This is a genomic window from Enterobacter sp. BIDMC92 (assembly GCF_001030225.1).
GTDB lineage: Bacteria > Pseudomonadota > Gammaproteobacteria > Enterobacterales > Enterobacteriaceae > Enterobacter > Enterobacter sichuanensis.
This window is the reverse complement of sequence record NZ_KQ087598.1, coordinates 2,291,526-2,315,789: the sequence shown is the minus strand read 5'-3', so window position 1 is coordinate 2,315,789 and position 24,264 is coordinate 2,291,526. Positions and strand designations below refer to the sequence as shown.

24 protein-coding genes and 1 pseudogene are annotated in these 24,264 nt (G+C 53.6%); 10 read left to right on the top strand and 15 right to left on the bottom strand.

The features are described 5' to 3' along the window. Positions 1-18: 18 nt before the first annotated feature. The 3 genes from urtA to SP99_RS10845 all read right to left on the bottom strand — a co-directional run bounded on the left by urtA (position 19) and on the right by SP99_RS10845 (position 3,165). Positions 19-1,290, bottom strand: a complete 1,272-nt coding sequence (urtA, locus tag SP99_RS10855) for an urea ABC transporter substrate-binding protein (protein ID WP_047958573.1) — start codon at positions 1,288-1,290, stop codon at positions 19-21. 201 nt (positions 1,291-1,491) lie between these two features. Beyond that, entirely contained in the window at positions 1,492-2,595 is a 1,104-nt protein-coding gene (locus SP99_RS10850) for a cobalamin-independent methionine synthase II family protein (RefSeq protein WP_047958572.1), read from the bottom strand. Positions 2,596-2,751: 156 nt separating this feature from the next. Next, positions 2,752-3,165, bottom strand: a complete 414-nt coding sequence (locus SP99_RS10845) for a rhodanese-like domain-containing protein (RefSeq protein ID WP_045284372.1) — start codon at positions 3,163-3,165, stop codon at positions 2,752-2,754. Between the two features lie 73 nt (positions 3,166-3,238). On the opposite strand from SP99_RS10845, the gene ftrA reads away from it, so the two are divergent. Both ftrA and SP99_RS10835 read left to right on the top strand, forming a co-directional pair. Beyond that, a complete protein-coding gene (gene ftrA / locus SP99_RS10840; RefSeq protein WP_047958571.1) occupies positions 3,239-4,246 on the top strand; it encodes a transcriptional regulator FtrA in 1,008 nt (335 codons plus the stop codon). Positions 4,247-4,293: 47 nt separating this feature from the next. Next, on the top strand, positions 4,294-4,830 hold the full coding sequence (locus SP99_RS10835) for a dihydrofolate reductase family protein (RefSeq protein WP_047958570.1): 537 nt from the start codon (positions 4,294-4,296) through the stop codon (positions 4,828-4,830). 165 nt (positions 4,831-4,995) lie between these two features. Here the strand turns inward: SP99_RS10835 and SP99_RS10830 are convergent, their stop codons facing one another. After that, positions 4,996-5,358 (bottom strand): hypothetical protein, encoded by a 363-nt coding sequence (locus SP99_RS10830; protein ID WP_047958569.1) that lies wholly within the window; start codon positions 5,356-5,358, stop codon positions 4,996-4,998. A 244-nt stretch (positions 5,359-5,602) separates the two neighbouring features. On the opposite strand from SP99_RS10830, the gene SP99_RS10825 reads away from it, so the two are divergent. Beyond that, positions 5,603-5,830 carry a DUF2554 family protein gene (locus SP99_RS10825; RefSeq protein WP_224752908.1) on the top strand — a complete coding sequence of 76 codons (228 nt, stop codon included), beginning with the start codon at positions 5,603-5,605 and terminating at the stop codon, positions 5,828-5,830. Here the strand turns inward: SP99_RS10825 and SP99_RS10820 are convergent, their stop codons facing one another. Beyond that, a complete protein-coding gene (locus SP99_RS10820) occupies positions 5,831-7,795 on the bottom strand; it encodes a peptidase U32 family protein (protein ID WP_047958568.1) in 1,965 nt (654 codons plus the stop codon). Between the two features lie 80 nt (positions 7,796-7,875). Next, positions 7,876-8,403 (bottom strand): helix-turn-helix domain-containing protein, encoded by a 528-nt coding sequence (locus SP99_RS10815; protein WP_025756402.1) that lies wholly within the window; start codon positions 8,401-8,403, stop codon positions 7,876-7,878. A 71-nt stretch (positions 8,404-8,474) separates the two neighbouring features. Between SP99_RS10815 and SP99_RS10810 the strand changes: the two genes are divergently transcribed. Further along, a complete protein-coding gene (locus tag SP99_RS10810) occupies positions 8,475-9,662 on the top strand; it encodes a benzoate/H(+) symporter BenE family transporter (RefSeq protein ID WP_269431372.1) in 1,188 nt (395 codons plus the stop codon). On the opposite strand, the gene SP99_RS10805 is transcribed toward SP99_RS10810, so the two are convergent. Further along, complete coding sequence (locus SP99_RS10805; RefSeq protein WP_047958566.1) at positions 9,642-10,514, bottom strand: helix-turn-helix transcriptional regulator; 873 nt, start codon at positions 10,512-10,514, stop codon at positions 9,642-9,644. The genes SP99_RS10810 and SP99_RS10805 overlap by 21 nt on opposite strands. Before the next feature lie 173 nt (positions 10,515-10,687). Here SP99_RS10805 and SP99_RS10800 point away from each other — a divergent pair, with 173 nt between their 5' ends. Beyond that, complete coding sequence (locus SP99_RS10800) at positions 10,688-11,584, top strand: DMT family transporter (protein ID WP_047958565.1); 897 nt, start codon at positions 10,688-10,690, stop codon at positions 11,582-11,584. Between the two features lie 35 nt (positions 11,585-11,619). Here the strand turns inward: SP99_RS10800 and SP99_RS10795 are convergent, their stop codons facing one another. Together SP99_RS10795 and SP99_RS10790 are read right to left on the bottom strand one after the other, a co-directional pair. Continuing rightward, a complete protein-coding gene (locus tag SP99_RS10795) occupies positions 11,620-12,294 on the bottom strand; it encodes a DUF3313 domain-containing protein (protein WP_025756399.1) in 675 nt (224 codons plus the stop codon). A gap of 135 nt (positions 12,295-12,429) precedes the next feature. Next, a complete protein-coding gene (locus SP99_RS10790; RefSeq protein WP_047958564.1) occupies positions 12,430-14,025 on the bottom strand; it encodes an ABC transporter substrate-binding protein in 1,596 nt (531 codons plus the stop codon). Positions 14,026-14,136: 111 nt separating this feature from the next. Between SP99_RS10790 and pepT the strand changes: the two genes are divergently transcribed. Continuing rightward, the gene (gene pepT / locus SP99_RS10785; protein WP_047958563.1) at positions 14,137-15,366 is read left to right on the top strand and encodes a peptidase T; all 1,230 of its coding nucleotides are present in this window, start codon (positions 14,137-14,139) and stop codon (positions 15,364-15,366) included. Here the strand turns inward: pepT and tehB are convergent. Continuing rightward, positions 15,363-15,956 (bottom strand): tellurite resistance methyltransferase TehB, encoded by a 594-nt coding sequence (gene tehB / locus SP99_RS10780; RefSeq protein WP_047958562.1) that lies wholly within the window; start codon positions 15,954-15,956, stop codon positions 15,363-15,365. The two genes, pepT and tehB, sit on opposite strands and share 4 nt — an antisense overlap. 128 nt (positions 15,957-16,084) lie before the next feature. Here tehB and ydcK point away from each other — a divergent pair, with 128 nt between their 5' ends. Next, positions 16,085-17,065, top strand: coding sequence for a YdcK family protein (gene ydcK / locus SP99_RS10775; protein ID WP_047958561.1), 981 nt, complete (start codon positions 16,085-16,087; stop codon positions 17,063-17,065). On the opposite strand, the gene rimL is transcribed toward ydcK, so the two are convergent. Continuing rightward, positions 17,060-17,608, bottom strand: coding sequence for a 50S ribosomal protein L7/L12-serine acetyltransferase (gene rimL, locus SP99_RS10770; protein ID WP_047958560.1), 549 nt, complete (start codon positions 17,606-17,608; stop codon positions 17,060-17,062). The genes ydcK and rimL overlap by 6 nt on opposite strands. 211 nt (positions 17,609-17,819) lie before the next feature. Between rimL and SP99_RS10765 the strand changes: the two genes are divergently transcribed. The 3 genes from SP99_RS10765 to SP99_RS10755 all read left to right on the top strand — a co-directional run bounded on the left by SP99_RS10765 (position 17,820) and on the right by SP99_RS10755 (position 20,001). Continuing rightward, the gene (locus SP99_RS10765; protein WP_156167795.1) at positions 17,820-18,152 is read left to right on the top strand and encodes a site-specific integrase; all 333 of its coding nucleotides are present in this window, start codon (positions 17,820-17,822) and stop codon (positions 18,150-18,152) included. 170 nt (positions 18,153-18,322) lie between these two features. Beyond that, positions 18,323-19,468 carry an HNH endonuclease signature motif containing protein gene (locus SP99_RS24615; RefSeq protein WP_047958558.1) on the top strand — a complete coding sequence of 382 codons (1,146 nt, stop codon included), beginning with the start codon at positions 18,323-18,325 and terminating at the stop codon, positions 19,466-19,468. Between the two features lie 8 nt (positions 19,469-19,476). Further along, positions 19,477-20,001, top strand: a complete 525-nt coding sequence (locus SP99_RS10755) for a YrhA family protein (protein WP_053060146.1) — start codon at positions 19,477-19,479, stop codon at positions 19,999-20,001. Positions 20,002-20,038: 37 nt separating this feature from the next. On the opposite strand, the pseudogene SP99_RS24610 reads toward SP99_RS10755, so the two are convergent. The 4 genes and pseudogenes from SP99_RS24610 to SP99_RS10735 form a co-directional block, all read right to left on the bottom strand. Continuing rightward, a pseudogene (locus SP99_RS24610) lies at positions 20,039-20,173 on the bottom strand (penicillin binding protein PBP4B); the annotation flags it as partial. 137 nt (positions 20,174-20,310) lie between these two features. Beyond that, entirely contained in the window at positions 20,311-21,966 is a 1,656-nt protein-coding gene (locus SP99_RS10750; protein WP_025756393.1) for a glucan biosynthesis protein D, read from the bottom strand. A 242-nt stretch (positions 21,967-22,208) separates the two neighbouring features. Then, a complete protein-coding gene (locus SP99_RS10740) occupies positions 22,209-22,982 on the bottom strand; it encodes a transporter substrate-binding domain-containing protein (RefSeq protein WP_025756391.1) in 774 nt (257 codons plus the stop codon). A gap of 22 nt (positions 22,983-23,004) precedes the next feature. Further along, a complete protein-coding gene (locus SP99_RS10735; RefSeq protein ID WP_047958556.1) occupies positions 23,005-24,174 on the bottom strand; it encodes a pyridoxal phosphate-dependent aminotransferase in 1,170 nt (389 codons plus the stop codon). Positions 24,175-24,264: the final 90 nt, after the last annotated feature.

Sequence of the window (24,264 nt, the reverse complement as noted above, 5' to 3'; positions counted from 1 at the left end):
TCACCCTGCGGGAATGGCTTAGTTGCTGGCGGTTTTCATCGGCTGATCGGGCTTTTTGTCATTCCCGGCGATGAACGGGCTCCACGGCTGAGCGCGTACCGGCTGTTCTGTCTGCCACACCACGTTAAACTGGCCGTTGCCTTCGATTTCGCCGATCATGACCGGCTTATGCAGATGGTGGTTGGTGGCATCCATGGTGAGCGTAAAGCCAGACGGCGCCTTAAAGGACTGACCGGCCATCGCCGCACGCACTTTATCCACATCGGTGGTGCCCGCTTTCTCCACCGCCTGTGCCCACATATGGATGCCCACGTAAGTGGCTTCCATCGGGTCGTTGGTCACCACGGTATCGGCGTTCGGCAGCTTGTGCGCTTTGGCATAGGCTTTATAGTCCGCCACGAAGGCCTGGTTGGTTGGGTTATCAACGGATTCAAAGTAGTTCCACGCCGCCAGGTTGCCCACCAGCGGTTTGGTGTCAATGCCGCGCAGCTCTTCTTCACCCACGGAGAACGCCACGACCGGCACGTCGGTCGCTTTCAGCCCCTGGTTCGCCAGCTCTTTGTAAAACGGAACGTTGGAGTCGCCGTTGATGGTCGAGACCACGGCAGTTTTACCGCCCGCAGAGAATTTCTTAATGTTGGCAACAATGGTCTGGTAGTCGCTATGACCAAACGGGGTGTAAACCTCTTCGATGTCTTTATCCTCCACCCCTTTGGAATGCAGGAACGCGCGCAGGATCTTGTTGGTGGTGCGCGGGTAGACGTAGTCCGTGCCCAGCAGGAAGAAGCGCTTCGCCGCGCCGCCGTCTTCACTCATCAGGTATTCCACCGCCGGGATAGCCTGCTGGTTCGGCGCTGCGCCGGTATAGAAGACGTTCGGTGACATCTCCTCGCCTTCATATTGCACCGGGTAGAACAGCAGACCGTTCAGCTCTTCAAAGACAGGCAGGACGGATTTTCGCGAGACCGACGTCCAGCAGCCGAACACCACCGCCACCTTATCCTGACTTAACAGCTGGCGCGCTTTCTCGGCAAACAGCGGCCAGTTTGAGGCCGGATCCACCACCACCGGCTCCAGTTTCTTACCCAGCACGCCGCCTTTCGCGTTGATCTCATCGATGGTCATCAGGGCGACATCTTTCAGCGGGGTTTCGGAGATGGCCATCGTGCCGGAGAGGGAATGCATGATCCCCACTTTGATGGTATCGGCCGCCTGCACGCCAAAACTCATTCCCATAGCAACGACAGACGCAGACAATGCAAAGGCTTTTAATAAAGTACGACGGTGCATATTTTCACTCCCGAAAAAGAACGCTGTGCGAAGACGTCCGTTACGGCGTGGACGCGGAAATAAATGTCTCAGCGAAGCAGGAGCAAAAAGGATGCCAGAATGGAGAAAGCGTGAATGCAGGGGCTGAAGCGCAGGATGTAAAGAGAACGTCTCAGAATGGCACAGCGCTGCACTTTAATAATGCAGCGCTGAAAAACGGGTTTACCAGACTTCACTGGCGATCTGCGTCACCAGGCGAATTTTGTCCCACTGCTGGGTTTCGCTCAGGCTGTTACCCTCTTCGGTAGAGGCAAAGCCACACTGTGGGCTGAGGCAAATTTGCTCTTTCGCCACGTATTTCGCCGCTTCTTCCAGACGCGCCTTCACCCCTTCCGGGTTTTCCAGCTCGCCATTTTTGGTGGTGATAAGCCCCAGCACCACCTGCTGTTTGCCGGGGCGGACAAAGCGCAGCGGCGCGAAATCCCCGCTGCGGTCGTTATCATATTCCAGGAAGAACGCGTCAACGTTAACCGTCCCGAACAGCACTTCCGCCACCGGCTCATAGCCGCCTTCTGAAATCCAGGTTGAGCGGAAGTTACCGCGGCAGACGTGCAGCCCGATGGTCAAATCGTCCGGTTTGCCCTCCAGGGCCTTGTTCAGCACGCGGGCATAGATACGCGCCAGCTCGTCGGGGTCATCACCGCGCTCGCGGATCTGACGACGCTGGTCATCCGAGCAGAGATAGGCCCAGACGGTGTCATCCAGCTGCAGGTAACGGCAGCCCGCGTCATAGAAGGCCCGAATGGCGTCGCGCCAGGTGGTCGCCAGATCGTCGAAATAGACGTTCAGGTCCGGATACACCGTGGCGTCTATGTCTTTACGACCGCCGCGGAAATGCAGCACGCTCGGGCTCGGAATGGTCATTTTCGGCTCGGCGCTCCCGCTGATGCTTTTCAGATAACGAAAGTCCTCCAGCATCGGATGCTCGCCAAAGCCCAGCTTGCCGGTAACGCGCACGCCGTGGGCTTTGGTTTGCACGCCGTTAAACTGAATGCCCTGCTGCGCATCGTAACGCTCTACGCCCTGCAGACCGTCGAAGAAATCAAAGTGCCACCAGGCGCGGCGAAACTCACCGTCGGTGACCACATTCAGCCCACACGCACACTGCTGCTCAACGACATGGCGGATAGCGTCGTTTTCAATGGCGCGAAGCTGCCCGGCGTCAATTTCGCCGCTGGCAAATTTCTGGCGAGCCTGTTTGATGGCATCCGGGCGTAAAAAGCTGCCGACTACATCGGCGCGGAACGGGGCGTGGTGTCGTTGCATGGAAATCTCCTCAGTCTGCCGGTGATAATTGCCCGCAGTAATAATTCATCTTTTGAAGTTTTAGACTTCTGGATGTCTAAATGTCCAAAAAAGATGTCATACCTGCTTTATCCCGGCAAACGAGAAAATTTCACGGGTGATGAAAAAAATTCATCTTCACAGCGCGGCAGCGGTTTCGCTGCTGGCAAAGGCGTACTTTTCATCTTCCCAGCCGGTGATCCCGCCGAGCATAATTTTGACCGGCAGCCCAAGACGCGCCAGCTTCAGCGCGGCTCTGTCCGCACCGTTACAGTGTGGTCCGGCGCAGTAGACGACAAACAGCGTGCCTTCAGGCCACTGGGCCATGCGCCCGGCGGTAATCTGACTCCACGGCATGTGCACTGCGCCGGGGACGTGACGGCGGGCAAACTGCTCCGGGCCGCCCACCACATGAAGCAGCACGAAGTCCTGCTCCTGGTTGACGATGGCATGATGCACATCGGCACAATCGGTTTCGACGCTCAGACGGCGCAGAAAATGGGTGACGGCTTCCTGCGGCTCAGCAGCCGGAAATTCAGTAACATAGCTCATGATCCTTCCTCATCTTTGGCGTTTGTGTTAACACTACTCTATCCACAAATTCAGCCGGTGAATGCGCTCACGTATGCCAGAAAACAGCAAAAAGATGACAAACTTAAGACAGCATCCCCGCCCGAAGGTGGTGGTGCTGGCCTATGACGGTCTGTGTACCTTCGAATTCGGCGTGGCGGTGGAGATCTTCGGCCTGCCGCGCCCCGAGCTCGGCGACAACTGGTACCGCTTTGCGGTGGCGAGCGTGGATAGCGGTGAACTGCGGGCGACGGGCGGGATCCGTATCATTACCGATGGCGATCTCTCCCTGCTTGAATCTGCCGATCTGATCGTGGTGCCGGGCTGGCGGGGGCTGGAGTCACCGGTTCCGGAGCCGATCTGCCACGCGTTACGCCAGGCCAGCGCGCGGGGCTGTCAGCTGCTGTCCATCTGTTCCGGCGTGTTTGTGCTGGCCGCGTCGGGGCTGCTGAACGGACGTAAAGCCACAACGCACTGGCGTTATATCGACGCACTTAAAGCCCGTTACCCTGAGATCGAGGTGGTTGAGGATGTGCTCTACCAGGACGAAGGCGATATTCTGACCTCCGCAGGCAGTGCGGCGGGGATCGATCTCTGTCTGCATGTCGTGCGACGGGATTATGGCATGGAAACCGCCAACAGCGTGGCGCGCCGGCTGGTTATTCCGCCACACAGGGATGGTTCACAGCCGCAGCAGCTTAGCCGCCCGGTGGCGCAGCTGCGGGAAAGCCAGCGACTTGGCCAGCTGTTTGACTTTTTGCACAAGCATCTTAATGAAGTGCACAGTGTCGACTCGCTGGCGCGTCGGGTTGGGATGAGCCAGCGCACCTTTCTGCGTCGCTTCGAGGCGGCGACGGGAACCACGCCAGCCCGCTGGTTACTCCATGAGCGCCTGTTGCGGGCGAAAGATTATCTGGAAAGCAGCCGGTTAAGCATTGACAGCATTGCTGAACAGACCGGATTTGGTCAGGCATCGACGCTGCGTCATCATTTTCGTCAGCAGTTCGCGCTTTCCCCGGCCCAGTATCGCAAACAATTTTCACGTCCGGATGCTGTCCGCTAAAGCGCCAGTCCGGACATCGGCATTTACGATTAACAAGGGAGCACCTGATGGTCACCACCCACGTTTTTATCGCCGTCAGTCTTGATGGCTACATCGCCCGGGAGAATGACGATATTGACTGGCTGTTGCAGCGCGACGATCCGACCGAAGACCATGGCTATACGGCGTTTATTGCGGACAAAGAGTGGATCGTCATGGGGCGCGGAAGCTATGAGAAGGTGGTGACCTTTGATACCTGGCCGTATGACAGGCCGGTGCTGGTGCTCTCCCGACAGCTGGCCGACACGCCCGTGCCGGAGGCGCTGAAGGGCAAAGTGCAGTTCTCCCGCCGTGCGCCAAAAGAGGTTCTCGACGATCTGGCCGCGCAAAACGTCCATCGCGTCTATCTCGATGGTGGGCGGGTCATACAGTCGTTCCTGCGCGAAGGACTGGTGGCCGATATGGTGATTACTACCGTTCCTGTCCTGCTTGGCTCGGGAAAACCGCTGTTTGGCGCCCTTCCGCGGGATATCGATTTGACACTGGTATCCAGCCGCAGCTTCCCTTCGGGCCTGGTACAGTCGCACTATCGGGTCACGACATAACGCGGGTAGCGCTACTGCTGGCAAAAAAAAACCGCCATTATCTGGCGGTAAATGCTTGCATGGATAGATTTGTATTTTGGTCTCTACGTCCCGACACGTCATGACCGGGCAGCGGATCCCATACAACCTATCACTCTTTATCTCAACGAACCTTAAACAGCCCTGTTAACCCGCCTGGGTATTGATTTGCAAATAACGCATCAGGCCCTGCTCAGCGCTCTGTCTGGCATCATCATTGATGGCCTCAAGATAAAACGAACGCGACACGCCATAAGGCGCTTTTTCGGACGGATAGACCGCAAACTGGAATGTTTTTCCGCGCGTCTTGTGGGTGCAGTCTAATTCCCAGCGTTCTTCGTTAATTTTGATGCTATTACAATCAACGCGTCCATAATCGCTGGTTAAATATGATCCTACGCGAGCTTCTGCAGAGTGAATATATTCAGGTGCGTCATTACTGACATAACGAGCGCCAGCCGCGGCCCCTGCTGCAACCACCACAAGCGCCAACACCATTATTTTTTTCATTTATTAAGACCCGTTCCTTAGCCAGAGAATTCTTATTATATAGGATTTATCTCTAAAATTATTGTCCAGTTTTATACCAGAAATGGCGGTTTATCGGCGGTACCTCAATTTTAAGAAAAGTCTCAATATGGTGTTAATTCGACAAAACCTGACAATGGCTTTGCGTTAATTTGAAGTTTTGAATAATAACATCATGCAATTATTGCCATGATAGTCCGCGTTCTTATTCTGTGGTGAAGAGATAATGAGAAAAGGCCTGGCACTGGTGATGTTGCTCTGCGCCCTGTTTTCGGGGCAGCTTATGGCGGGGCACAAGGGACATGAATATATTTGGGTGAAAAACGTGGAGCATCAGCTTCGTCATGAAGCCGACAGCGATGAATTGCGAAGCGCGGCGGAAGAGTCGGCAGAGGGTTTGCGCGAGCACCACCTGTGGCAGAAATCGCGCAAACCGGACACGCACGTTCGGTAATTAGCTGCCCTTACGTTTCGGCAGGGTTTTCATCAGATCGTCCGGGCTGACGGACGCCACAATACTGCCGGGCGGTGGCATTTTGAAAATGTGGTTTTTCATCTTGCCAATCACATGCATTTCGCACGGACGACAGTCAAATTTAAGGGTCAGGACTTCGTCTCCGTTCACCAGCTGCATCGGGGTGGCCTTCCAGCTTTTGATATTCCCTTTCGCCTGCTTCGGACACAGGTTGAAGGCAAAGCGCAGGCAGTGCTTGGTGATCATCACCGGCACATCGCCCTTCTCTTCATGCGCTTCATACGCCGCGTCGATCAGCTGCACGCCGTGACGATGGTAGAACTCACGGGCTTTATGGTTATAGACGTTGGCAAGGAAGGACAAATGCGTATCCGGGTAAATGGGCGCAGGGACGGTTTCAGCTTTACGGCTGCCGCGCGGATACTGCGCCAGGCGTGCCGCATCCAGCATCTCTGCCGTTTCACGGCGGAACGAATTAAGCAGGCTGTTTGGCACGAACAGCGCGTCCGGCAGATTCACCTCGATGGTGCGGGCGTAGTAAATCGTCTGCCCCAGCTTCGCCACGCCGTCCTTCAGGTTGTTAAGCGCTTTTTCGGCGTTATTGGCCACCTCGAACAGACCGTCGAGCGTGTGGGTCACGCTGATGCCATCTTCACAGGTCATGGTCAGAATCAACTGCTCTTCCCAGCCGCCCAGTTCAATATCCACCGCAATGCGGCGTTCGCTGGAGGTTTTCAGCAGCGCCTGCTGCCAGTTATGATCGAGGTTACGGTTAAGCGCCGCGTTTGGTCGCGCTTTGTAGAGATCGGCCGGCATTTCATTCGGCCAGACGCGGTAGCGATTTTCGCCGGTTTTCTCCACCGTATTGGCTCGGAAGCCCACCACTTCACGCTTGATCATCACGTTAAGGCCATCACCGTTCGCCAGCGGCTCTGTCACTTGAACATCCAGGTGATCCTTCGCCACTTTCAGCACTTCACCGACCGGTAAACCGATAAACTTCGGGGAATCAAACGCGCCGATATCCCCTTTGCGGGCATTGACAAAATAGTCCGTGCTGCCGCGGTGGAAGGTTTTGTCCGTCGACGGAATAAAGAAATGCTCGGTGCGGCCGGCCGACGCGCGCGCCAGGTCACCGCGGTCTTCAATAATCGCATCCAGCATCTGGCGATAGTGCGCGGTGATGTTCTTCACGTAGCTCATATCTTTATAGCGCCCTTCAATCTTGAAGGAGCGCACACCTGCGTCGATCAGCGCGCCCAGGTTGGCGGTCTGATCATTATCCTTCATGGAGAGCAGATGTTTTTCGAACGCCACGACGCGGCCCTGATCGTCTTTCAGGGTATACGGCAGACGGCAGGCCTGAGAACAGTCGCCGCGGTTAGCGCTGCGGCCCGTTTGCGCGTGGGAAATGTTGCACTGACCGGAATAGGCGACGCACAGCGCGCCGTGGATAAAGAACTCAATGGTTGCGTCTGTCGCCTGGTGGATATCGCGGATCTGATTCAGGTTCAGTTCGCGTGCCAGCACGATCTGCGAAAAGCCGACGTCGGAAAGAAATTTCGCCTTCTCTACCGTGCGGATATCACACTGGGTACTGGCATGCAGTTCAATGGGGGGAATATCCAGCTCCAGCACGCCCATGTCCTGCACAATCAGGGCATCGACGCCGGTCTGGTAGAGATCGGTAATCAGACGCTGTGCAGGCTCCAGCTCATCATCATGAAGAATGGTGTTCAGGGTGACGAACACCTTCGCCCCGAAACGGTGGGCGAACGGCACCAGTTCAGCAATATCGCTCAGGCTGTTGCTGGCGTTATGGCGGGCACCGAAGCCAGGGCCGCCAATGTAGACGGCGTCTGCGCCATGAAGGATCGCTTCACGGGCAATGGCGGCGTCGCGGGCCGGGCTTAAAAGTTCAAGATGATGGGATTGCAGGCGCATACTTCGTCGTTATCCGTTATGGTCAAAATGGCGGCTATTGTAGTCAGAAGTATGCGTCAGCGAAACAGTTTTGCGTAGCCTTAGCGGGGATAATGGATCAGCGAATGAAAATGCACCGGCCGGTCGCTGCTGTTACGGTATGCGTGCGGTTTATCACCAGCAAAACGCACACCTGAATCGGCAGAAAGGGTCTGCCACTGTCCCTCAAGTTTCATCTCCAGCTCACCGCTGATCACCACCACATGTTCAATCACCCCCGCTTCATGCGGCGTGGACTCGCTCAGCGCGCCCGGTGCCAGGGTAATGGAGAAATGATCAAACTTCAGCGTTTCGTCCCACGGAAACAGTGGTTTCACCACCATCGCCTGCTGCTGCGGGTCAAAGACGGCCTGCCGGTCCGCCTCCGGGGTGATAAACGCGGAAAACGGTACGTTCAGTCCGGTGGCGATTTTCCACAGTGTCGACACCGTCGGGCTGGACTCATTGCGCTCAATTTGCCCGAGCATGGCTTTTGATACGCCGGTCTCGTCCGCGAGCTTCGACAAACTCCAGCCGCGCGCCTGGCGCAGCGTTTTCAGTGTTGTTGCAAGATGCAGTGTGATGTCCATGTTCCCTCCTGGTGAGGCCCAGCATACCACTTGTACGCTATAACGCACAGTGTTACCTTATCCCGGACGCTATAACGCACAACGGAGTTCCCATGCGCCCTTCCTCTCATTTCATTCCCGTCACGCTGGCGGGCTTCGTCGCCGTTCTGGTGGGTTACGCCAGTTCTGCCGCCATTATCTGGCAGGCCGCTGCCGCAGCGGGTGCCAGCGCACAGCAGATCGCAGGCTGGATGACCGCTCTGGGAATAGGGATGGGCGTCAGCACGCTGGCGCTTTCCTGGTGGTATAAAGCGCCGGTGCTTACCGCCTGGTCCACGCCCGGTGCCGCGCTGCTCGCCACCAGCCTGCATGGCGTTACGCTGGCAGAAACCATCGGCGTGTTCATCTTTGCCAACGCGCTTATCCTGCTCTGCGGCATCACCGGGTTATTCGCCCGGCTGATGAAGCTGATCCCCCATTCCCTCGCCGCCGCCATGCTGGCGGGTGTGCTTTTGCAGTTTGGCCTGCATGCGTTTGCGCATCTTGAAGGGCACTTTTTGCTGTGCGGCAGCATGATTGCGGCATGGCTGCTGGCAAAAGCGCTGGCCCCGCGTTATGCCATCGTGGTTACGCTGCTGGCAGGCGGTATTGTGGCATGGATAAGCGGTGACGTTGTCACCGACAGGCTCACCCTCTCGCTGGTGATGCCTGAATTTGTTGCGCCTACCTTCACCTTCACCAGCCTGGTCAGCATTGGCGTACCCTTCTTCCTCGTGACCATGGCCTCGCAAAATGCACCGGGGTTCGCCACGATGAAAGCGTCGGGATATCCGCTGGCGGTCTCCCCGCTCATCATCGCGACGGGTGGACTGGCGCTGCTGTTTTCGCCGTTTGGCGTCTTTTCCATCTGCATAGCGGCGATAACCGCCGCCATTTGTCAAAGCCCGGATGCACACCCGGATGCGGATAAGCGCTGGCTGGCAGCCATTGCCGCTGGCGGGTTTTATCTGCTGGCGGGGATTTTCGGCGGCTCCATAACCGGCCTGATGGCCGCCCTGCCGCTTAGCTGGATCCAGACGCTGGCCGGTCTGGCGCTGCTGGGAACCATCAGCGGGAGTTTATATCAGGCATTACATCACGAAGCGGAGCGCGACGCGGCCATCGTCACGTTTCTGATGACCGCAAGCGGCGTCACGCTGATGGGGATTGGTTCGGCATTCTGGGGGCTGGTGTTGGGCGGCGTGTGCTATGCCCTGTTCTCACGCGCTCGCCGCACGTAGCTGTGAGGGCGTCATGCCCGTCACGCTGCGAAAGCGGTTGCTGAAGTGGCTGGCGGAGTTAAACCCGCAGGCCAGCGCAATGTCCGTCAGCGGCATGGAGGTATGCTGCACCAGCTCTTTCGCTTTGACCATTCGCCTGTGCATCACGAACTGATGCGGCGCCAGCCCCGTTGACTGGCGGAACATGCGGGCAAAATGGTATTCGCTGAGGGCGGCCTGCGCCGCCAGTTCAGCCAGCGTCAGGGGCTGCCCCAGGTTCTCTTCGATAAAGGCCAGCACGTTGCGCAGAACAAACGGCGATAACCCGCCGGTGACGACCGGCAGTTTCCACTGCACGTTGGCGTAGTTTTGCAGCAGATGAGTCAACAGCAGCGTAGAGGCCGTGCTCAGGGTAAGCTGGTTGGCGTTCTGCTGCCAGTCACAGCCCAGTAAGAACTGGCGATACAGCGCGGTGATCTTGGGATCGCTGCCAAAAATGCGTTCGTCCAGGGTCAGCGACAGCGGCCGCTTGTCCCAGATTTTCTCCCCCACGTCGCGCAGGTGCTCATCGGTACAGTAGAGATGCACAAACGACAGGTCATCCCGGATATCCCACGTTGATTCGCTCTCTTTGGGCATCAAACAGAAACGGTCCGGCCCCCCGCCGTTTTTCCAGCCGCCCGGCGTTTTTTGATAGCTTTCGTAACCGTCCGCCACGTACAGGCTCAGGGTGTGATGGTTACTTTTCACCGTTATCGTATCGTGCTTGTTGTACCACGCGGCCAGCTGAATACCGGAATTCAGCGAGACGGTTCCCCGCAGGACTGCATTCTGTTGGCTGAGCGTTTCAAAGGTATCGTAAGCGTGAGACATAACCGTTAGCGCGTGATGGACAGGGATCTCAGTCTAAGAAGAGTTGTCGCCCGTTGCCAGTCCCCGTGAAAGAAAAAAGCGCAAGATTTTGCAAGTCTCCCGCAAGCCGGTGAAAGCCCTGTGCGGGATGTCGCGCCATACTGCGGGCTTCGGTGGTTTAAGAAGAGAAGAATATGAACGCATTATTATACGGACTGGTGGTGATTATCTGGGGAACCACCTGGATTGCGATTTTCCTGCAGCAGGGGCCGGTGGCGGCGCCGGTGTCGATTTTCTGGCGCTTCGCGGTTGCCAGCCTCACGATGATGGTGGTGTTACTCGCTCTGCGCCGTCTGCGCACGCTGGCGCTACGGGATCACCTGTTTTGCATGCTGCAGGGATGCTGTGTTTTCTGCTTTAACTTCTGGTGTTTTTACACGGCAGCGGCACATATCAACACCGGGCTGGAGTCGGTGATCTTCTCCATGGCCGTGCTCTATAACGCCATTAACAGCTTTATTTTCTTCGGTCAGCGCCCACCGGCGCGCTTCTGGACGGCTGCGGCACTGGGCCTGGTCGGGATCATCACCCTCTTCTGGGACGATCTGCTGGCCAGCGGCTGGAGTGCGTCACTGCTGACAGGCATTGGGCTTTCCGCACTCGGTACCTACGGCTTTTCGCTGGGCAATATGATCAGCATGCGCCATCAGCGCAGAGGCCTCGAAACCATGACCACCAACGCCTGGGCGATGCTCTATGGCACGCTGGTGATGGGCTGCATTGCGCTGTTCAGAGGTGATAGCTTCGTGCCGGAATGGACGCTGAGCTATATGGGCGCGCTGGTCTATCTGGCCCTGTTTGGCTCGGTGATTGCGTTTGGCGCGTACTTCACGCTGGTGGGCCGCATTGGCCCGGGCAAAGCGGCCTACAGCACGCTGCTTTTTCCGCTGGTGGCGCTCTCCATCTCCACGGTGTATGAAGGCTACGTCTGGCATATCAACGGCATTGTTGGATTAGTGCTGATTCTGGGAGGAAATATGGTGATGTTCACGAAACCGGAAACCTGGTTCAGACGCTTGCGGACGGCGTAAATAAAAACGGCCTGCATCACGCAGGCCGTTTTAGATTATTTCGCGGTTTTTTTCACATCAAACATGGTGGCGTCCGTTGCCATGTCATCAACAACCTGCTTCAGCGTCGCGAAGGTCATTGGTGTATTTTCGTTATTCAGCTCTTTACCTTCGCCTTTACGCACGACCTTCATGACCGGTTTATTGGTCGCCGCATCAATCAGCTCACCTTCAAAGTAGAGATGGGTATCCATGGTGCGATGTCCGGTTGCCATCTGCGTACCGGCAACCACCAGCGCAACAGGCACCACTTCATAGAACTGCAGCCCCTCTTTCTGCGAACTCACCCCGGTAATGGCACCGCGGAAAATCAGGCTGTGTTTACCCGGCGTAGTCACAATCGGCTTACGCGTACCAATAGCGGTTTTCATTTTGTTATTGGTGTAATTCAACAGCTCATCAAGCGTTTTTTGCCCGATTTGAGTGGTGGGTTTTGGCGTTGGATAATAGGTAATTGGCGTCCAGATAATACTGTCGTAGTTAGCTTCGTTATAAGCAGGATCTACCCAACGCAGGGTAGGCTTACCTGTCGCGGACGTCGTTTGCTGTAAACCCGAGTAATCTTTTAAAAAGCCAGAATATTGCTCAGGTGCGGCGACTTTTGAAGAACATCCCGCCAACGCCAACAGACCAGTAAGCACTGCAACTTTAAAAAAAGAGTGAGTACGCATGATGATTTTCCATGTTATATGCAAGTATGCACTTGAAGTTATAGCAAAAGTCTGGCGGGTTTGTTGTGACAAAAAATGATGCGGGTAGCACAAATTGCAAAAAGACTGCCCGGCACCTGTCCGGGCAGTGAAAAGTTACTGATTGATATCCACTTGCCAGAACAGATGTTTGCCAAACGGGTCTATTTCATAGCCCTTCACTTCCTTGCGTACCGGCTCGAAAATCGTTGAATGCGCAATCATTACCGCAGGCATCTGGTCATGCATCATCTGCTGCGCCTCTTTATAGAGCGCCACACGTTTATCATGATCGGTTATCGATTTGGCCTCAGCGATGATCTTATCAAACGGCTTGTAGCACCATTTCGCCGAGTTTGAGCCGCCATTCGCCGAGGTGCAGGTAAACAGCGGGCCGAAGAAATTATCCGGATCGCCGGTGGCCGTCGTCCAGCCCATCAGTGCGGCCTGATGCTCTCCACCCTTCACGCGTTTAAGGTATTCACCCCATTCGTAGGTGACAATTTTGGTCTGCACACCAACTTTCGCCCAGTCTGCCTGAATCATCTCCGCCATGCGTTTCGCATTCGGGTTGTAGGGCCGCTGGACCGGCATCGCCCATAAGTCGATGCTGACGCCGTTGGCAAAACCGGCCTCTTTCAGCAGCGCTTTCGCCTTCTCTGGATCGTAGTCGTAATCCTTCAGCTCGCTGTCGGCACTCCAGACGCCCGGCGGCAGCAGGTTCTTCGCTGCCGTGCCGGTGCCGTGGAACACCGCGTCAATAATGGCCGGTTTGTTGATGGCCATCGCCAGCGCCTGGCGGACTTTCACGTTATCCAGCGGCGGCTTTTGGGTATTGAACGCCAGGAAGCCGGTATTCAGCCCTGCCTTGCTCATCAGGTTAATATCTTTGTTCGCCTTCATACGCGGCAGGTCTGCCGGGTTCGGAAACGGCATCACCTGGCATTCGTTCTTCTCGATTTTGGCAAAACGCACGGAGGCATCCGGGGTGATGGTAAACACCAGCCGATCCAGCTTCGATTTCCCCTGCCAGTAGTCCGGGAAGGCGGTAAACAAAATACGAGAATCTTTCTGATACTGCGCCAGCTTAAACGGACCGGTGCCGATCGGCTCCATGTCCACCTTCTCCGGCGTCCCCGCTTTCAGCATCGCGTCGGCATATTCCGCCGACAGAACAGAGGCAAAATACCATGCCAGATCGGCAACAAACGGCGCTTCCGGGTGCGCCAGCGTAAACCGTACGGTGTGGTCATCAACTTTATCAATGGCGGTAATCAGGCTGCCAAACTCCAGGCTTTCGAAGTTGGAGTAGCTGCCGTTTGAGACGTTGTGATAGGGATGGTTGACGTCTTTCTGCCGCATAAACGAGAAAATTACGTCATCGGCGTTAAAGTCGCGGGTCGGCGTGAAGGATTTATTGCTCTGGAACTTAACGCCTTTACGCAGATAGAAGGTGTAAACCTTGCCGTCGTCGCTCACCTCCCAGCGCTCCGCCAGGCTCGGCACCAGCTCCGTGGTGCCGGGTTTGAAATCGACCAGCCGGTTATAGACCGGCACGGCGCTGGCGTCGACGCTGGTTCCCGAGGTGTATAACTGAGGATTAAAGTTTTCCGGCGATCCTTCGGAGCAATACACCAGCGTTTTCGCGGCGACAGCGGAGCTGACCGTCAGCGCCGCGAGTGCCAGCGTGAAAGTTGTAAGTTTGCTTGTCATCGTATATTCCTGTCTTTTTAATTCGACGGCTAATTAATTCTTTTGCCATTTCATAAATAACATTAAAGTGATGTGGCAAACACCCGAAAAATAAATAAGGAACAAATCACTATGGGCTCGCCACTTTCCAGACAATTAACGCACCGCTTTTTTCGCTATCTCGCCATCACCAGCCAGAGCGATCCCAGAGTAAAAACTCTGCCCTCGACCCCGGGCCAGCACGATATGGCGCGGGAACTGGCGCAGGAGCTGACACAGCTGGGTTTAGACGACATTGTGATTGACGAATTCGCCACGGTGACAGCGGTCAAAAAAGGCAACGTACCTGGTGCGCCGCGCATCGGCTTTATTACCCATATTGATACTGTCGACGTGGGATTATCACCGGATATTCATCCACAAATATTAACGTTTACCGGTGAAGACCTCTGTCTGAATAAAGAGAAAGGGATTTGGCTGCGGGTAAAAGAGCACCCCGAAATTCTCGCCTACCCGAATGAAGAGATTATTTTCAGCGACGGAACCAGCGTACTGGGCGCCGATAATAAAGCGGCGGTCACCGTCGTGATGACGGTGCTGGAAAACCTGACGGCAGAACATCAGCATGGGGATATCGTCGTGGCGTTCGTGCCTGACGAAGAGATCGGTCTGAACGGTGCCAAGGCGCTGGATCTGAAACGCTTCGATGTCGACTTCGCCTGGACCATCGACTGCTGCGAACTGGGCGAAATCGTTTACGAGAATTTCAATGCGGCCGCCGCCGAGATCCGCTTTACCGGCGTGACGGCGCACCCGATGTCCGCGAAAGGCGTGCTGGTCAATCCCCTGCTGATGGCGACTGACTACATCAGCCATTTTGACCGACAGCAAACGCCAGAGTGTACCGAAGGCCGCGAAGGCTATATCTGGTTTAACGGCCTCCAGGCCGGGCAGAACGAGGCCGTACTGAAGGCCAATATCCGGGATTTCGATAAAGACAACTTTGCTGCCCGCAAACAGCAGATTGCCGACGTCGCCGCGCGGATTGCCGCCCACTATCCGACGGCCAACGTGGACTATCGCATTGAAGATACCTACAGCAATATCAGCAATGCGATTGGCGAAGACAGGCGCGCTATCGATCTGATGTTTGAAGCGATGGAATCGCTCGGCATCACGCCAAAACCGACGCCAATGCGCGGCGGTACGGACGGGGCGGCGCTCTCGGCAAAAGGTTTACTCACGCCAAACTTCTTCACCGGCGCGCACAACTTCCACTCGAAGTTTGAATTCCTGCCGCTGTCGTCGTTCGAGGCCTCTTACCACACCGCCCTGCAACTGTGTCTGCTGGCCGCCCGTTAAGCGGGCTTGCGGGCCAGCAGAGTGGCAAAGCGCAGTTTAATGCGGTTCCCGTTTTCATCAGTGCGGTGCAGTTCGCCGGGATCTTCGTTGTATTTAATCAGCTCCCAGCCTTCGTAATAGTTGCTCAGCTCACCGCTTTTGAATGCAAACGGGAAACCGACCGTGCAGGGATAATCTGCCGTATCCATGGCGGCGACAATCAGGTTGTAGCCACCCGGCGCAGTGCAGCGCTGCATGTTGGCGATAAGACCCGGGATGGTGTCTGGCTGCAGGAACATCAGCACCACGGTGGAGAGAATAAAATCGTACTCGCCATCAAAGCTCAGGCTGTTGAGATCGTTGATTGCCGTCTGCAGATTCTTAATCCCTTCTGCCGCTTTGATGCGCTCGATATTATCAATGCTCATCGGGTTCTTGTCCCACGCGGTCACCTCGTAGCCGTTGGCGGCGAGATACAGGCTGTTGCGACCATTGCCGCAGCCGAGATCGAGGGTTTTACCAGGCTTCACGATTTTCGCGCTGTACAGCACCTCTGAGTGCGTGCGGGTGAGTCCATATTTTTCTGTGAAGTAATTCTCATCGACGGTCATTGTTTGTCCTGCGTCTCTTTAAAGTGCATTTTGAATGCCATTTTATGGCGTTTGCCGCAGGGTTGCCAGCCCTTCGAAAACCGAAAACTTTGCTACGTTTACTTATGACGCTTATCAGAGACACGAACATGAATAAATATCGCCTCAGCGACGAAACCCGCCTCTGGCAATGGAAAAACGGCGAGACTACCCACTCAACGACGCTGCGACAGATTATCGCCACGGCGGATTTTAACGACGTAAAAGCCGGTACCCGAGGCGGCTGGATAGACGATGAGCGCGCCCTCGCGCAGGACGGTCACTGCTGGATCTACGACGAAAACAGCGTAGTGTTCGCCGGGGCAACCGTGGCCGGCAACGCGCGCCTCACCCTGCCGTGCACCGTGAGCCATGATGCGCATATCGGGGACAACTGCTGGCTGGATGGCGCGGAGGTGAGCCACGGGGCGCGAATAAGTGACAACGTCACCATTCAACAATCTTGCGTGCGGGGTGAATGCCATATTTACGGCGAGGCTCGCGTGCTGCATCACAGCGTGGTCATTGCGGCCAAAGGACTGACGCCGGACCACGAACAGATCCTGCGAATTTACGATAAGGCGACGGTGAGCCAGTCGCGCATTGTCCACCAGGCGCAAATCTACGGTGAGGCGATGGTCAGCTTTGCGTTTGTTGAGCACCGCGCCGAAATATTCGACAACGCCATCCTCGACGGTAACGATCTGAATAACGTCTGGGTGTGCGATTGCGCAAAAGTCTATGGTAACGCCCGGGTGATTGCCGGTCTTGACGACGATGCCATCCCGACGCTGCGCTATAGCTCCCAGGTGGCGGAAAATGCAGTAGTGGAAGGCAACTGCGTCATCAAACATCACGTGCTGATAGGCGGTCAGGCATGGCTGCGCGGTGGGCCGATCATGCTGGACGATAAGGTGGTCATTCAGGGCCGCGCGCGGATCAGCGGTGACGTGCTGATTGAGCATCGGGTTGAAATCACCGACGATGCGGTAGTTGAAGCCTTTGCTGGCGAGAGCATTCACCTGCGCGGCGAAAAAGTGATTAACGGCGCTCAGCGCATTACCCGCACCCCGCTGCTGGGGGCGCTATAGGGCGTAAATCTTGCCGTAGATATTCACATCATCAAAGGCGCCCTTCAGGTATTCCGCTTCCCGCAGACACCCTTCCAGCGTAAAGCCGTTGCGCAGGGCAACGTTGTTGCTGTTCTGATTCGCGACCCGACACTTAATCACAAAACGACGGATCTCACCGCGCTCAGCGTAGTAGCGCATAAACGCCTGCAGTGACTGAGAAAGAATACCCTGCCCCTGATGGTCTTCATCCAGCCAGTAGCCGATGTACCCGGTTTTGTTGGTCGGTTCAATGGTGTTAAACGACAGCACGCCGACCAGCGCATCATCTCTGAAGATCAAAAACATTTTGGCATAGCCGCGCTGGTGCAGCATCTGGTTACTTTGCACGTTGCGGCGGGTATCCTCTTCGCTGACTGCATGATGCGCCCAGTCAAACGCGTTTTGCAGCCAGGTTCTGTTTTTGACGACGAGGTTGTGCAGCTCAGTGGCATAGCGCTCTTCGACGGCGCGAAGTTCGATAGCGTCAGATACCGGGATAATTTCGGATTTTGCTGCGGTCATTGCCCCTCACCCTAACCCTCTCCCTGTGGGAGAGGAATATTCAAAATCATTGACTATAATTTAATCGCAAACTTGTTATAACCTAACGAAGAAAGTTCTTTCTGAGCAAGCAGAAAGATATCCAGAAAGTGATTTCTTTTTCCATAATGTGAACTTTCATGAGCAATTAAAGAAATATAATAGAGAAATAAAAATAAATCCAGTTACGAAAATGGAAAAGCCAACTATAGGACTTAATAGTGATGCATGGAAAAAGCATATGAACGAGTTTACAAAAAAATATTTCTCTCAGCCTTTCACAATGCGCGATATTCGTCGCACATTTAAAACGCCTGGAGGAATGTTACACTTCACAGAAAATGAACGGGATATAGTAAACCAACACGTAAATAAAACCATCAGTAAAAAACATTATGATAAGTATGATTATTTTATTGAGAAGCGTGAAACGACAGAGAAATGGCAAAAAACGTTAGATATATTATTGCAAGATAATGGAGTGGAAATGATACAGCGAGTTATAGAAAAAGAAATCACCTTGTAAACAAAAGTTTAAAAAAAGCACTCCGAAGCATTGAATAAATGATCCGAATTGCAAGACTCAGCAATTCGGATTTTATTTAACTAAATCCGATATGATTTAATTTAGAAAGCTGATATTTATTTTTCACTATTGTAGTCGTTTGTTTAAACTGTAAAACAATAGAGGGAAATATGTTCAGGTTATATAAAATTCGAGAATTTGAGCGCAATGCTACCCTTTTGGACTTCGAAAGAATAGTGAGTCCAAAAAGAGGCTTGGAATTAGCATGTTATTATTATGTATTAGACTACGAAGAGTATAATTCAAGGTTATATTTTGATATACCTAAGAGAAAATGGAATGGAGATAGGCATTTCAGTGGAAAATATAAAAGGAAAAGTTTAGGTTACTATGATCCAATTTATGATGACGTTGAAAGAGAATTGTCACTTGGTCAAATAATCGCTGTAGATAGAGGTGAGTATTGGACTTGGTATAATAATCCTTTTTATTTTGATAATAATGGTGAAATTGTTTATGAATCTTTTATGCCAGGTCCGTGGGAAAGTTCATTCCGTAATACAGTGATGAGTGCATATCATGAAGTATTAGAAAGAAATCGAGGAATAAAACCACGTCCAACACAGAAAATCCAGTATGGTGCGCCCGGTTATGTTGAACCAGAGCAACATGCTCAATCATCTAAGACATTGAATAGCAGAAATGTAGGACGTCTGTTAGCGGCAGGCGGCGTATATAATGGTAACATTGAAGGATTTAGAAAGACTGCTGAACAACTGGGGGGAGAAGCTTTAGAAGGTTATCAAGGAGTTATGACAGATACAAACATTGGGATGGGTATAGCTGCCGCATCTATACTGTTGGTTAAAAACCCAATGGCTAGCTCTGAGTTATCGGGCTATATTGGGAAGGTTAAAAACACAAAAGTATTCATGGACAATGTAAACATTGAAAATATCACTTATATCCGCAGGCCAAGAGAAGAATATATAACATTAAGAAATCAATTCGACAATTCAATTAGAAAAAATTTTCTTAAAAAAATCTCAACAGATGCCTCGGTAACAGACTATTTTAATGAGGAGCAGATTGGAATTTTAGCTCGCGGTGGAGTACCGAAATCATGGCAAGTTCATCATAAACTACCGCTTGATGATGGTGGGGATAATAGTTTTGAGAATTTAATTTTGATGAAAACGAGTCCATACCATCAGGTTTTAAATAATACTCAGGCATTAATAATAAAGCAATTGAGACCTGGGGAAAGTATGGATGTTTTGTGGCCTATGCCAAATGGTTCTATTTATAAAAAGTAGGAGATTGTATGAACATTAATAAACATTATGATATCGATGTATCAATTGATATATTAAAAGCTCGAATTAACGATTTTAAGGAGAATATTGCACCACCACTCAGTAAAGATATGATTGATTTTTTGACAGGAGAAACAGCACCAGAGGAGTGGAGTAAAGTCAAAAAAGTTATTTTTGAAGATATAAAGAAATTATTTGAAGAAAAAAAAGATATAAAGTATTTCTATAGCCAAATGGATGGGTTTGAATATAATGCTGCCACTATATATGGATTCAGCCAGACAGAAGTTAGTGAATTGCTATGGTCCAATATATATCTTAGGAACTTTTACTTTAGAGAAAACGATACGTTTGTGGACCCCGATTTAGCCAAAAATATTGTAATCGGTGAAGATAGCATTTCATATTTTGTTTACGATGCCGTAAATAAAACATTTGAAGTAAGAGATAGAATAGCTACAGATTTTTCAGTCAAAACATATAATAAATTTAATGAACTGTTAGAATATATAATTAAAACTACTGAGCTATGAAAACAAAAAAGGGACTCCTGTCGAGTCCCTTTCTCTTTTATTTCAATGCCCCATAAATCTGATCAACAATCCATCCATATGTTGACGCTGGCAATAAACCGCTGATAAACACATTAGGATTCACGGAAGGATTAGCAACTGGCGAATGCGGCCTGTTACCAAGGATAACGATATGAGCTTACAGCACCCGTAACAGCACCCTATCAAAAATTTTCAATGATGATGTTTTATTTATCTTATTGAAATTTAACCCATATATTTTAAAGGTCTAACCTTAGCCCCTCTCCCACAGGGAGAGGGAATCGATCGTTAACGCATTACCCGGTCATCAACGTACTGACGTTTGTCCGGCGCTGGTGGGAAATACTGATACAGCCAGGTTTCACTGATGGCGTCGCCCTGGCAGCGCAGGAATAGGCGCATATCCACCGGCTCCGTCGAATCCGACGTCGGGTACCAGTCAAACAGAATACGGTATCCGTCAAACGGCTCAACGTAGAGGATCTCCACCTGCTTTGCTTCTCCGCTGGAGAGCGTAATCACTGGCTCGATACCTTTTGGCGCGGCGGCCTTCAGGTCACCGCCGACGAAGTCGATGGCAAAGCGACGGGCCCACACTTTCGGGTAGTTTTCGCCCGGCGCCCAGCCTTCCGGGAAACCGCCCATACCGGTACGGGTCGCGTAAACGTTGGCCAGCGGGGAACGCACCGGCGGCATGGCGCTCCAGTAGAGGCGATATTTGAAGTCCAGCTCATCGCCCGCTTTGACGGCTTTTTCCGGCTGCCAGAAGCAGACCACGTTATCCAGCGTTTCACCCGTGGTCGGGATCTCCATCAGGCCCACCGCGCCTTTTCCCCAGTCGTTACGCGGTTCCACCCACAGGCTCGGGCGTTTGTTATACCAGCCCATCACGTCCTGATAGTGCGAGAAATCGCGATCGAGCTGCAGCAGACCGAACCCTTTCGGGTTTTTATCCATATAGGCATTGAACTGCAGTTTTTGCGGGTTGTTCAGCGGACGACAGATCCACTCCCCATTGCCGCGCCACATCGCCAGGCGATCGGAGTCATGGATTTGCGGGTGAATGGTGTCACACATGCGGCGTTCGTTATTGCCGCAGCTGAACATGCTGGTCATCGGCGCGATGCCGAGCTGCTTAATGTCCTTACGGGCATAGAGGTGGTTTTCCACCTCCATGATCACCTGGCTCTTCTCGCAGTGGATCACGAACTTATAGGCCCCGGTGATGCTCGGACTGTCGAGCAGCGTATACACGGTAAAGGTGGTGTCGCCCGGCTTCACGGTTTCAAACCAGAAGGAAGTAAAGTCCGGGAACTCTTCCGGGGTGTCGGTAAAGGTATCGACCGCCAGACCGCGCGCAGACAGGCCGTACTGGTAGGTGTCATCCACCGCGCGGAAGTAGCTCGCTCCCAGGAAAGAGACGATATCGCGACGCGCCAGCTCAGGTGCCTTAAAGGCGCGGAAACCGGCAAAACCGAGATCGCTTTGCCCTTCCAGCTGTTTGGTATCCACGCCCGTTTCACCGTAGCTAAACAACTCCGGGCGGAAGTGGATCTCGCGCGCCATTGAGGTGGACTGATCCAGCGAGAACATTCGCACGCGGCGGCGGAAGCCCATCCCCATATGGAAGAACTGCACGTCCAGCTGACGCCCTTCAATATTGTTCCACAGCGACTGTTTTTCATCGTAGCGGATGGCGTTGTACGCCTGCGGCGTCATGGTGGCCAGCGTGTCTGGCAGCGGACGTGGCGCACCACCCCATGGGGTTTTCGCCAGGTCATGCGCCATGGATTGCAGGACGGAAAAATCAAAACGACGGCTCTGACCGTCAGCAATGTCAGAGTCAGCAGCGTATGCCGCTCTGGAAAACAGGGAAGCAAGGCCAGATGTGCCGCTCAGGGCTGCCACTGCCAGCGAGCCTTTTAAAAAACGTCTGCGATTCATGCCTGGAAAAACGTCCTTATGGTCGTGTGAATGTGTTTCGCGCCTGGCGAAATGACGGCAAGAAAGAACGCACAGCCTAAACAAAAATGGTTAAGAATCCAATTGTTGGCCGGTGATTATCTGAACAAAGTGAGAAATATTTTCTGTCGACCAGAACGGCCCGAAAGTGATGTAAAGAAAGCCTGGAAAATGTGTATAAAAATGCCCCGTCAGGACATCATCTGACGGGGCTAATGAGGTGGTTATTTTACGCTGACATCGATACCCGGGAAGTACTTATCAGCGAGTTTGGCGATCGTGCCGTCGGCACGTACTTTATCAATCGCGGCATCAAGCTGCTTTTTGGTGGCCTCGTCACCTTTACGCAGCCCAAAGCCGATCCCGCTGCCGAGGATGGTGTCGTCAGACACCGGTTTGCCGATAAAACCAAACCCTTTACCCTGCGGCTTGCTGAGGAAACCTGCCTGCCCGGCCGCGGACATCACCAGCGAGGCGTCGATACGGCCATTCAGCAGATCGCCCCATGCCATATTCTGATCTTTATAAGACACCACGGTGACACCCTGCTTTTCCCAGTGCTCTTTGGCATAGGTTTCCTGGATGGATCCCTGCAGCACGCCGATGGTTTTGCCCTTCAGCCCTTCTGGCGTCGCCTCAACCGCCGTCCCGGCCTTGCCGACGAGCTGTGACGGGATACGGTAAATCGGCTGGGTGAAATCAATGCTCTTGCGGCGCTGTTCGGTGATATTCATCGCCGAGTTGATGGCGTCAAATTTCTTCGCCACCAGCCCCGGGATCAGCGCATCAAATGAGGTTTCCACCCAGCTGCACTTCAGCGCAGCCGCTTTGCAAATGGCATTCCCCAGCTCAACGTCAAACCCTTCCAGTTCGCCTGCCGCATTGCGGCTCTCAAACGGCGGATATTCCGCTTCCAGACCGTAACGCAGCTCGGTGGCCGCAAAGGAAGAAAATGTACACAGCAATCCCATGCCGACAACTAACGCGCGTAATTTCATCTCATACTCCTCAGAGCCTATCTCAGCGTGGTTTGACCCGACACAGGGCTTGGGCACCTGCCCGTAACGTCGCCTCATCTTTCGCAAAAGAGAGACGAATCAATTTATTATCCGTACCGTCCGCATAAAACGCCGACAGTGGAATGGTTGCAACGCCGTACTCAACGATCAGCCGTTTCACCAGCTCGCTGTCGCGCTCGTCGCTGAACCCGCTATAGTCCGCCAGCATGAAGAATGAACCGGCGCTCGGCAGCAGCGTAAACGGCGAATCGGCCAGCAGGCTGTGCAACAGGTCGCGCTTACGCTGGTAAAACGCCGACAGCGACAGCCAGGTTTGCGGATCGAGCATATGTTCAGCAAATGCGTGCTGCATTGGCGTATCGGCAGAAAACATCAAAAATTGATGCACTTTACAAATCTCATCCATCAGCACCGCCGGAGCAACACAGTAACCCACGCGCCACCCGGTGACGTGATAGGTTTTTCCGAAAGATGAGATAATGACGCTGCGCTCCGCCAGTTGCGGATGCGTGGCCATCCCGTGGTGCGGCTCGCCGTCAAACACGACGTGTTCGTACACTTCATCAGACAAAATAATGATGTCGGTATTGCGCGTCAGCGCCGCCAGCTGATTCAGGTCGCTGGCTGAGAAGACCTGCCCGCTCGGGTTATGCGGCGTATTGATGATGATCATCCGCGTGCGCGGGGTAATGGCGGCGCGAACTTCGTCCCAGTTGACGGCAAAATCCGGCACCGTGAGCCTGATAGCGATCGGGGTGGCCCCCTGCAGGCGAACGATCGGCGCATAGCTGTCAAAGGAGGGTTCGAAGTAGATCACCTCATCGCCCGGATGCACCAGCCCGCTTATCGCCGAGTAGAGCCCTTCGCTGGCGCTGGCGGTCACCAGCACCTCGTGGCCCGGGTCATATTGCGTGCCGTAGAGGGCGGCAATTTTATCGGCAATGCGCTCTTTGAGCGCCTGCAGACCGGTCATCGCCGCGTACTGGTTATGCCCTGCCTCCATTGCGCGAGTGACGCCCGCAACAAGCTTCGGGTCGCAGGAGAAATTCGGTGCGCCCTGAGAAAGGTTAATGGCGTTATGCTGCGCTGAGAGCTGGCCGATAACGGTGAAAATGGTGGTTCCCACATCTGGCAGTTTGGAGCGCGTCTGTACCGGCGTTCGTAAAGTCATCCTGTTACCCTTCTCATGGTCTTTGCATAACTATTCAAACAACAAGTTGATTGTCGGGACAATCGAATTGTTGTCATAATAGCCATGAGA

Coding starts and splice junctions, on each gene's coding strand:
- urtA (WP_047958573.1), bottom strand. CDS start 1,290: ATGCACCGTCGTACTTTATTAAAAGCCTTTGCATTGTCTGCGTCTGTC.
- SP99_RS10850 (WP_047958572.1), bottom strand. CDS start 2,595: ATGCAACGACACCACGCCCCGTTCCGCGCCGATGTAGTCGGCAGCTTT.
- SP99_RS10845 (WP_045284372.1), bottom strand. CDS start 3,165: ATGAGCTATGTTACTGAATTTCCGGCTGCTGAGCCGCAGGAAGCCGTC.
- ftrA (WP_047958571.1), top strand. CDS start 3,239: ATGCCAGAAAACAGCAAAAAGATGACAAACTTAAGACAGCATCCCCGC.
- SP99_RS10835 (WP_047958570.1), top strand. CDS start 4,294: ATGGTCACCACCCACGTTTTTATCGCCGTCAGTCTTGATGGCTACATC.
- SP99_RS10830 (WP_047958569.1), bottom strand. CDS start 5,358: ATGAAAAAAATAATGGTGTTGGCGCTTGTGGTGGTTGCAGCAGGGGCC.
- SP99_RS10825 (WP_224752908.1), top strand. CDS start 5,603: ATGAGAAAAGGCCTGGCACTGGTGATGTTGCTCTGCGCCCTGTTTTCG.
- SP99_RS10820 (WP_047958568.1), bottom strand. CDS start 7,795: ATGCGCCTGCAATCCCATCATCTTGAACTTTTAAGCCCGGCCCGCGAC.
- SP99_RS10815 (WP_025756402.1), bottom strand. CDS start 8,403: ATGGACATCACACTGCATCTTGCAACAACACTGAAAACGCTGCGCCAG.
- SP99_RS10805 (WP_047958566.1), bottom strand. CDS start 10,514: ATGTCTCACGCTTACGATACCTTTGAAACGCTCAGCCAACAGAATGCA.
- SP99_RS10800 (WP_047958565.1), top strand. CDS start 10,688: ATGAACGCATTATTATACGGACTGGTGGTGATTATCTGGGGAACCACC.
- SP99_RS10795 (WP_025756399.1), bottom strand. CDS start 12,294: ATGCGTACTCACTCTTTTTTTAAAGTTGCAGTGCTTACTGGTCTGTTG.
- SP99_RS10790 (WP_047958564.1), bottom strand. CDS start 14,025: ATGACAAGCAAACTTACAACTTTCACGCTGGCACTCGCGGCGCTGACG.
- pepT (WP_047958563.1), top strand. CDS start 14,137: ATGGGCTCGCCACTTTCCAGACAATTAACGCACCGCTTTTTTCGCTAT.
- tehB (WP_047958562.1), bottom strand. CDS start 15,956: ATGACCGTCGATGAGAATTACTTCACAGAAAAATATGGACTCACCCGC.
- ydcK (WP_047958561.1), top strand. CDS start 16,085: ATGAATAAATATCGCCTCAGCGACGAAACCCGCCTCTGGCAATGGAAA.
- rimL (WP_047958560.1), bottom strand. CDS start 17,608: ATGACCGCAGCAAAATCCGAAATTATCCCGGTATCTGACGCTATCGAA.
- SP99_RS10765 (WP_156167795.1), top strand. CDS start 17,820: ATGGAAAAGCCAACTATAGGACTTAATAGTGATGCATGGAAAAAGCAT.
- SP99_RS24615 (WP_047958558.1), top strand. CDS start 18,323: ATGTTCAGGTTATATAAAATTCGAGAATTTGAGCGCAATGCTACCCTT.
- SP99_RS10755 (WP_053060146.1), top strand. CDS start 19,477: ATGAACATTAATAAACATTATGATATCGATGTATCAATTGATATATTA.
- SP99_RS10750 (WP_025756393.1), bottom strand. CDS start 21,966: ATGAATCGCAGACGTTTTTTAAAAGGCTCGCTGGCAGTGGCAGCCCTG.
- SP99_RS10740 (WP_025756391.1), bottom strand. CDS start 22,982: ATGAAATTACGCGCGTTAGTTGTCGGCATGGGATTGCTGTGTACATTT.
- SP99_RS10735 (WP_047958556.1), bottom strand. CDS start 24,174: ATGACTTTACGAACGCCGGTACAGACGCGCTCCAAACTGCCAGATGTG.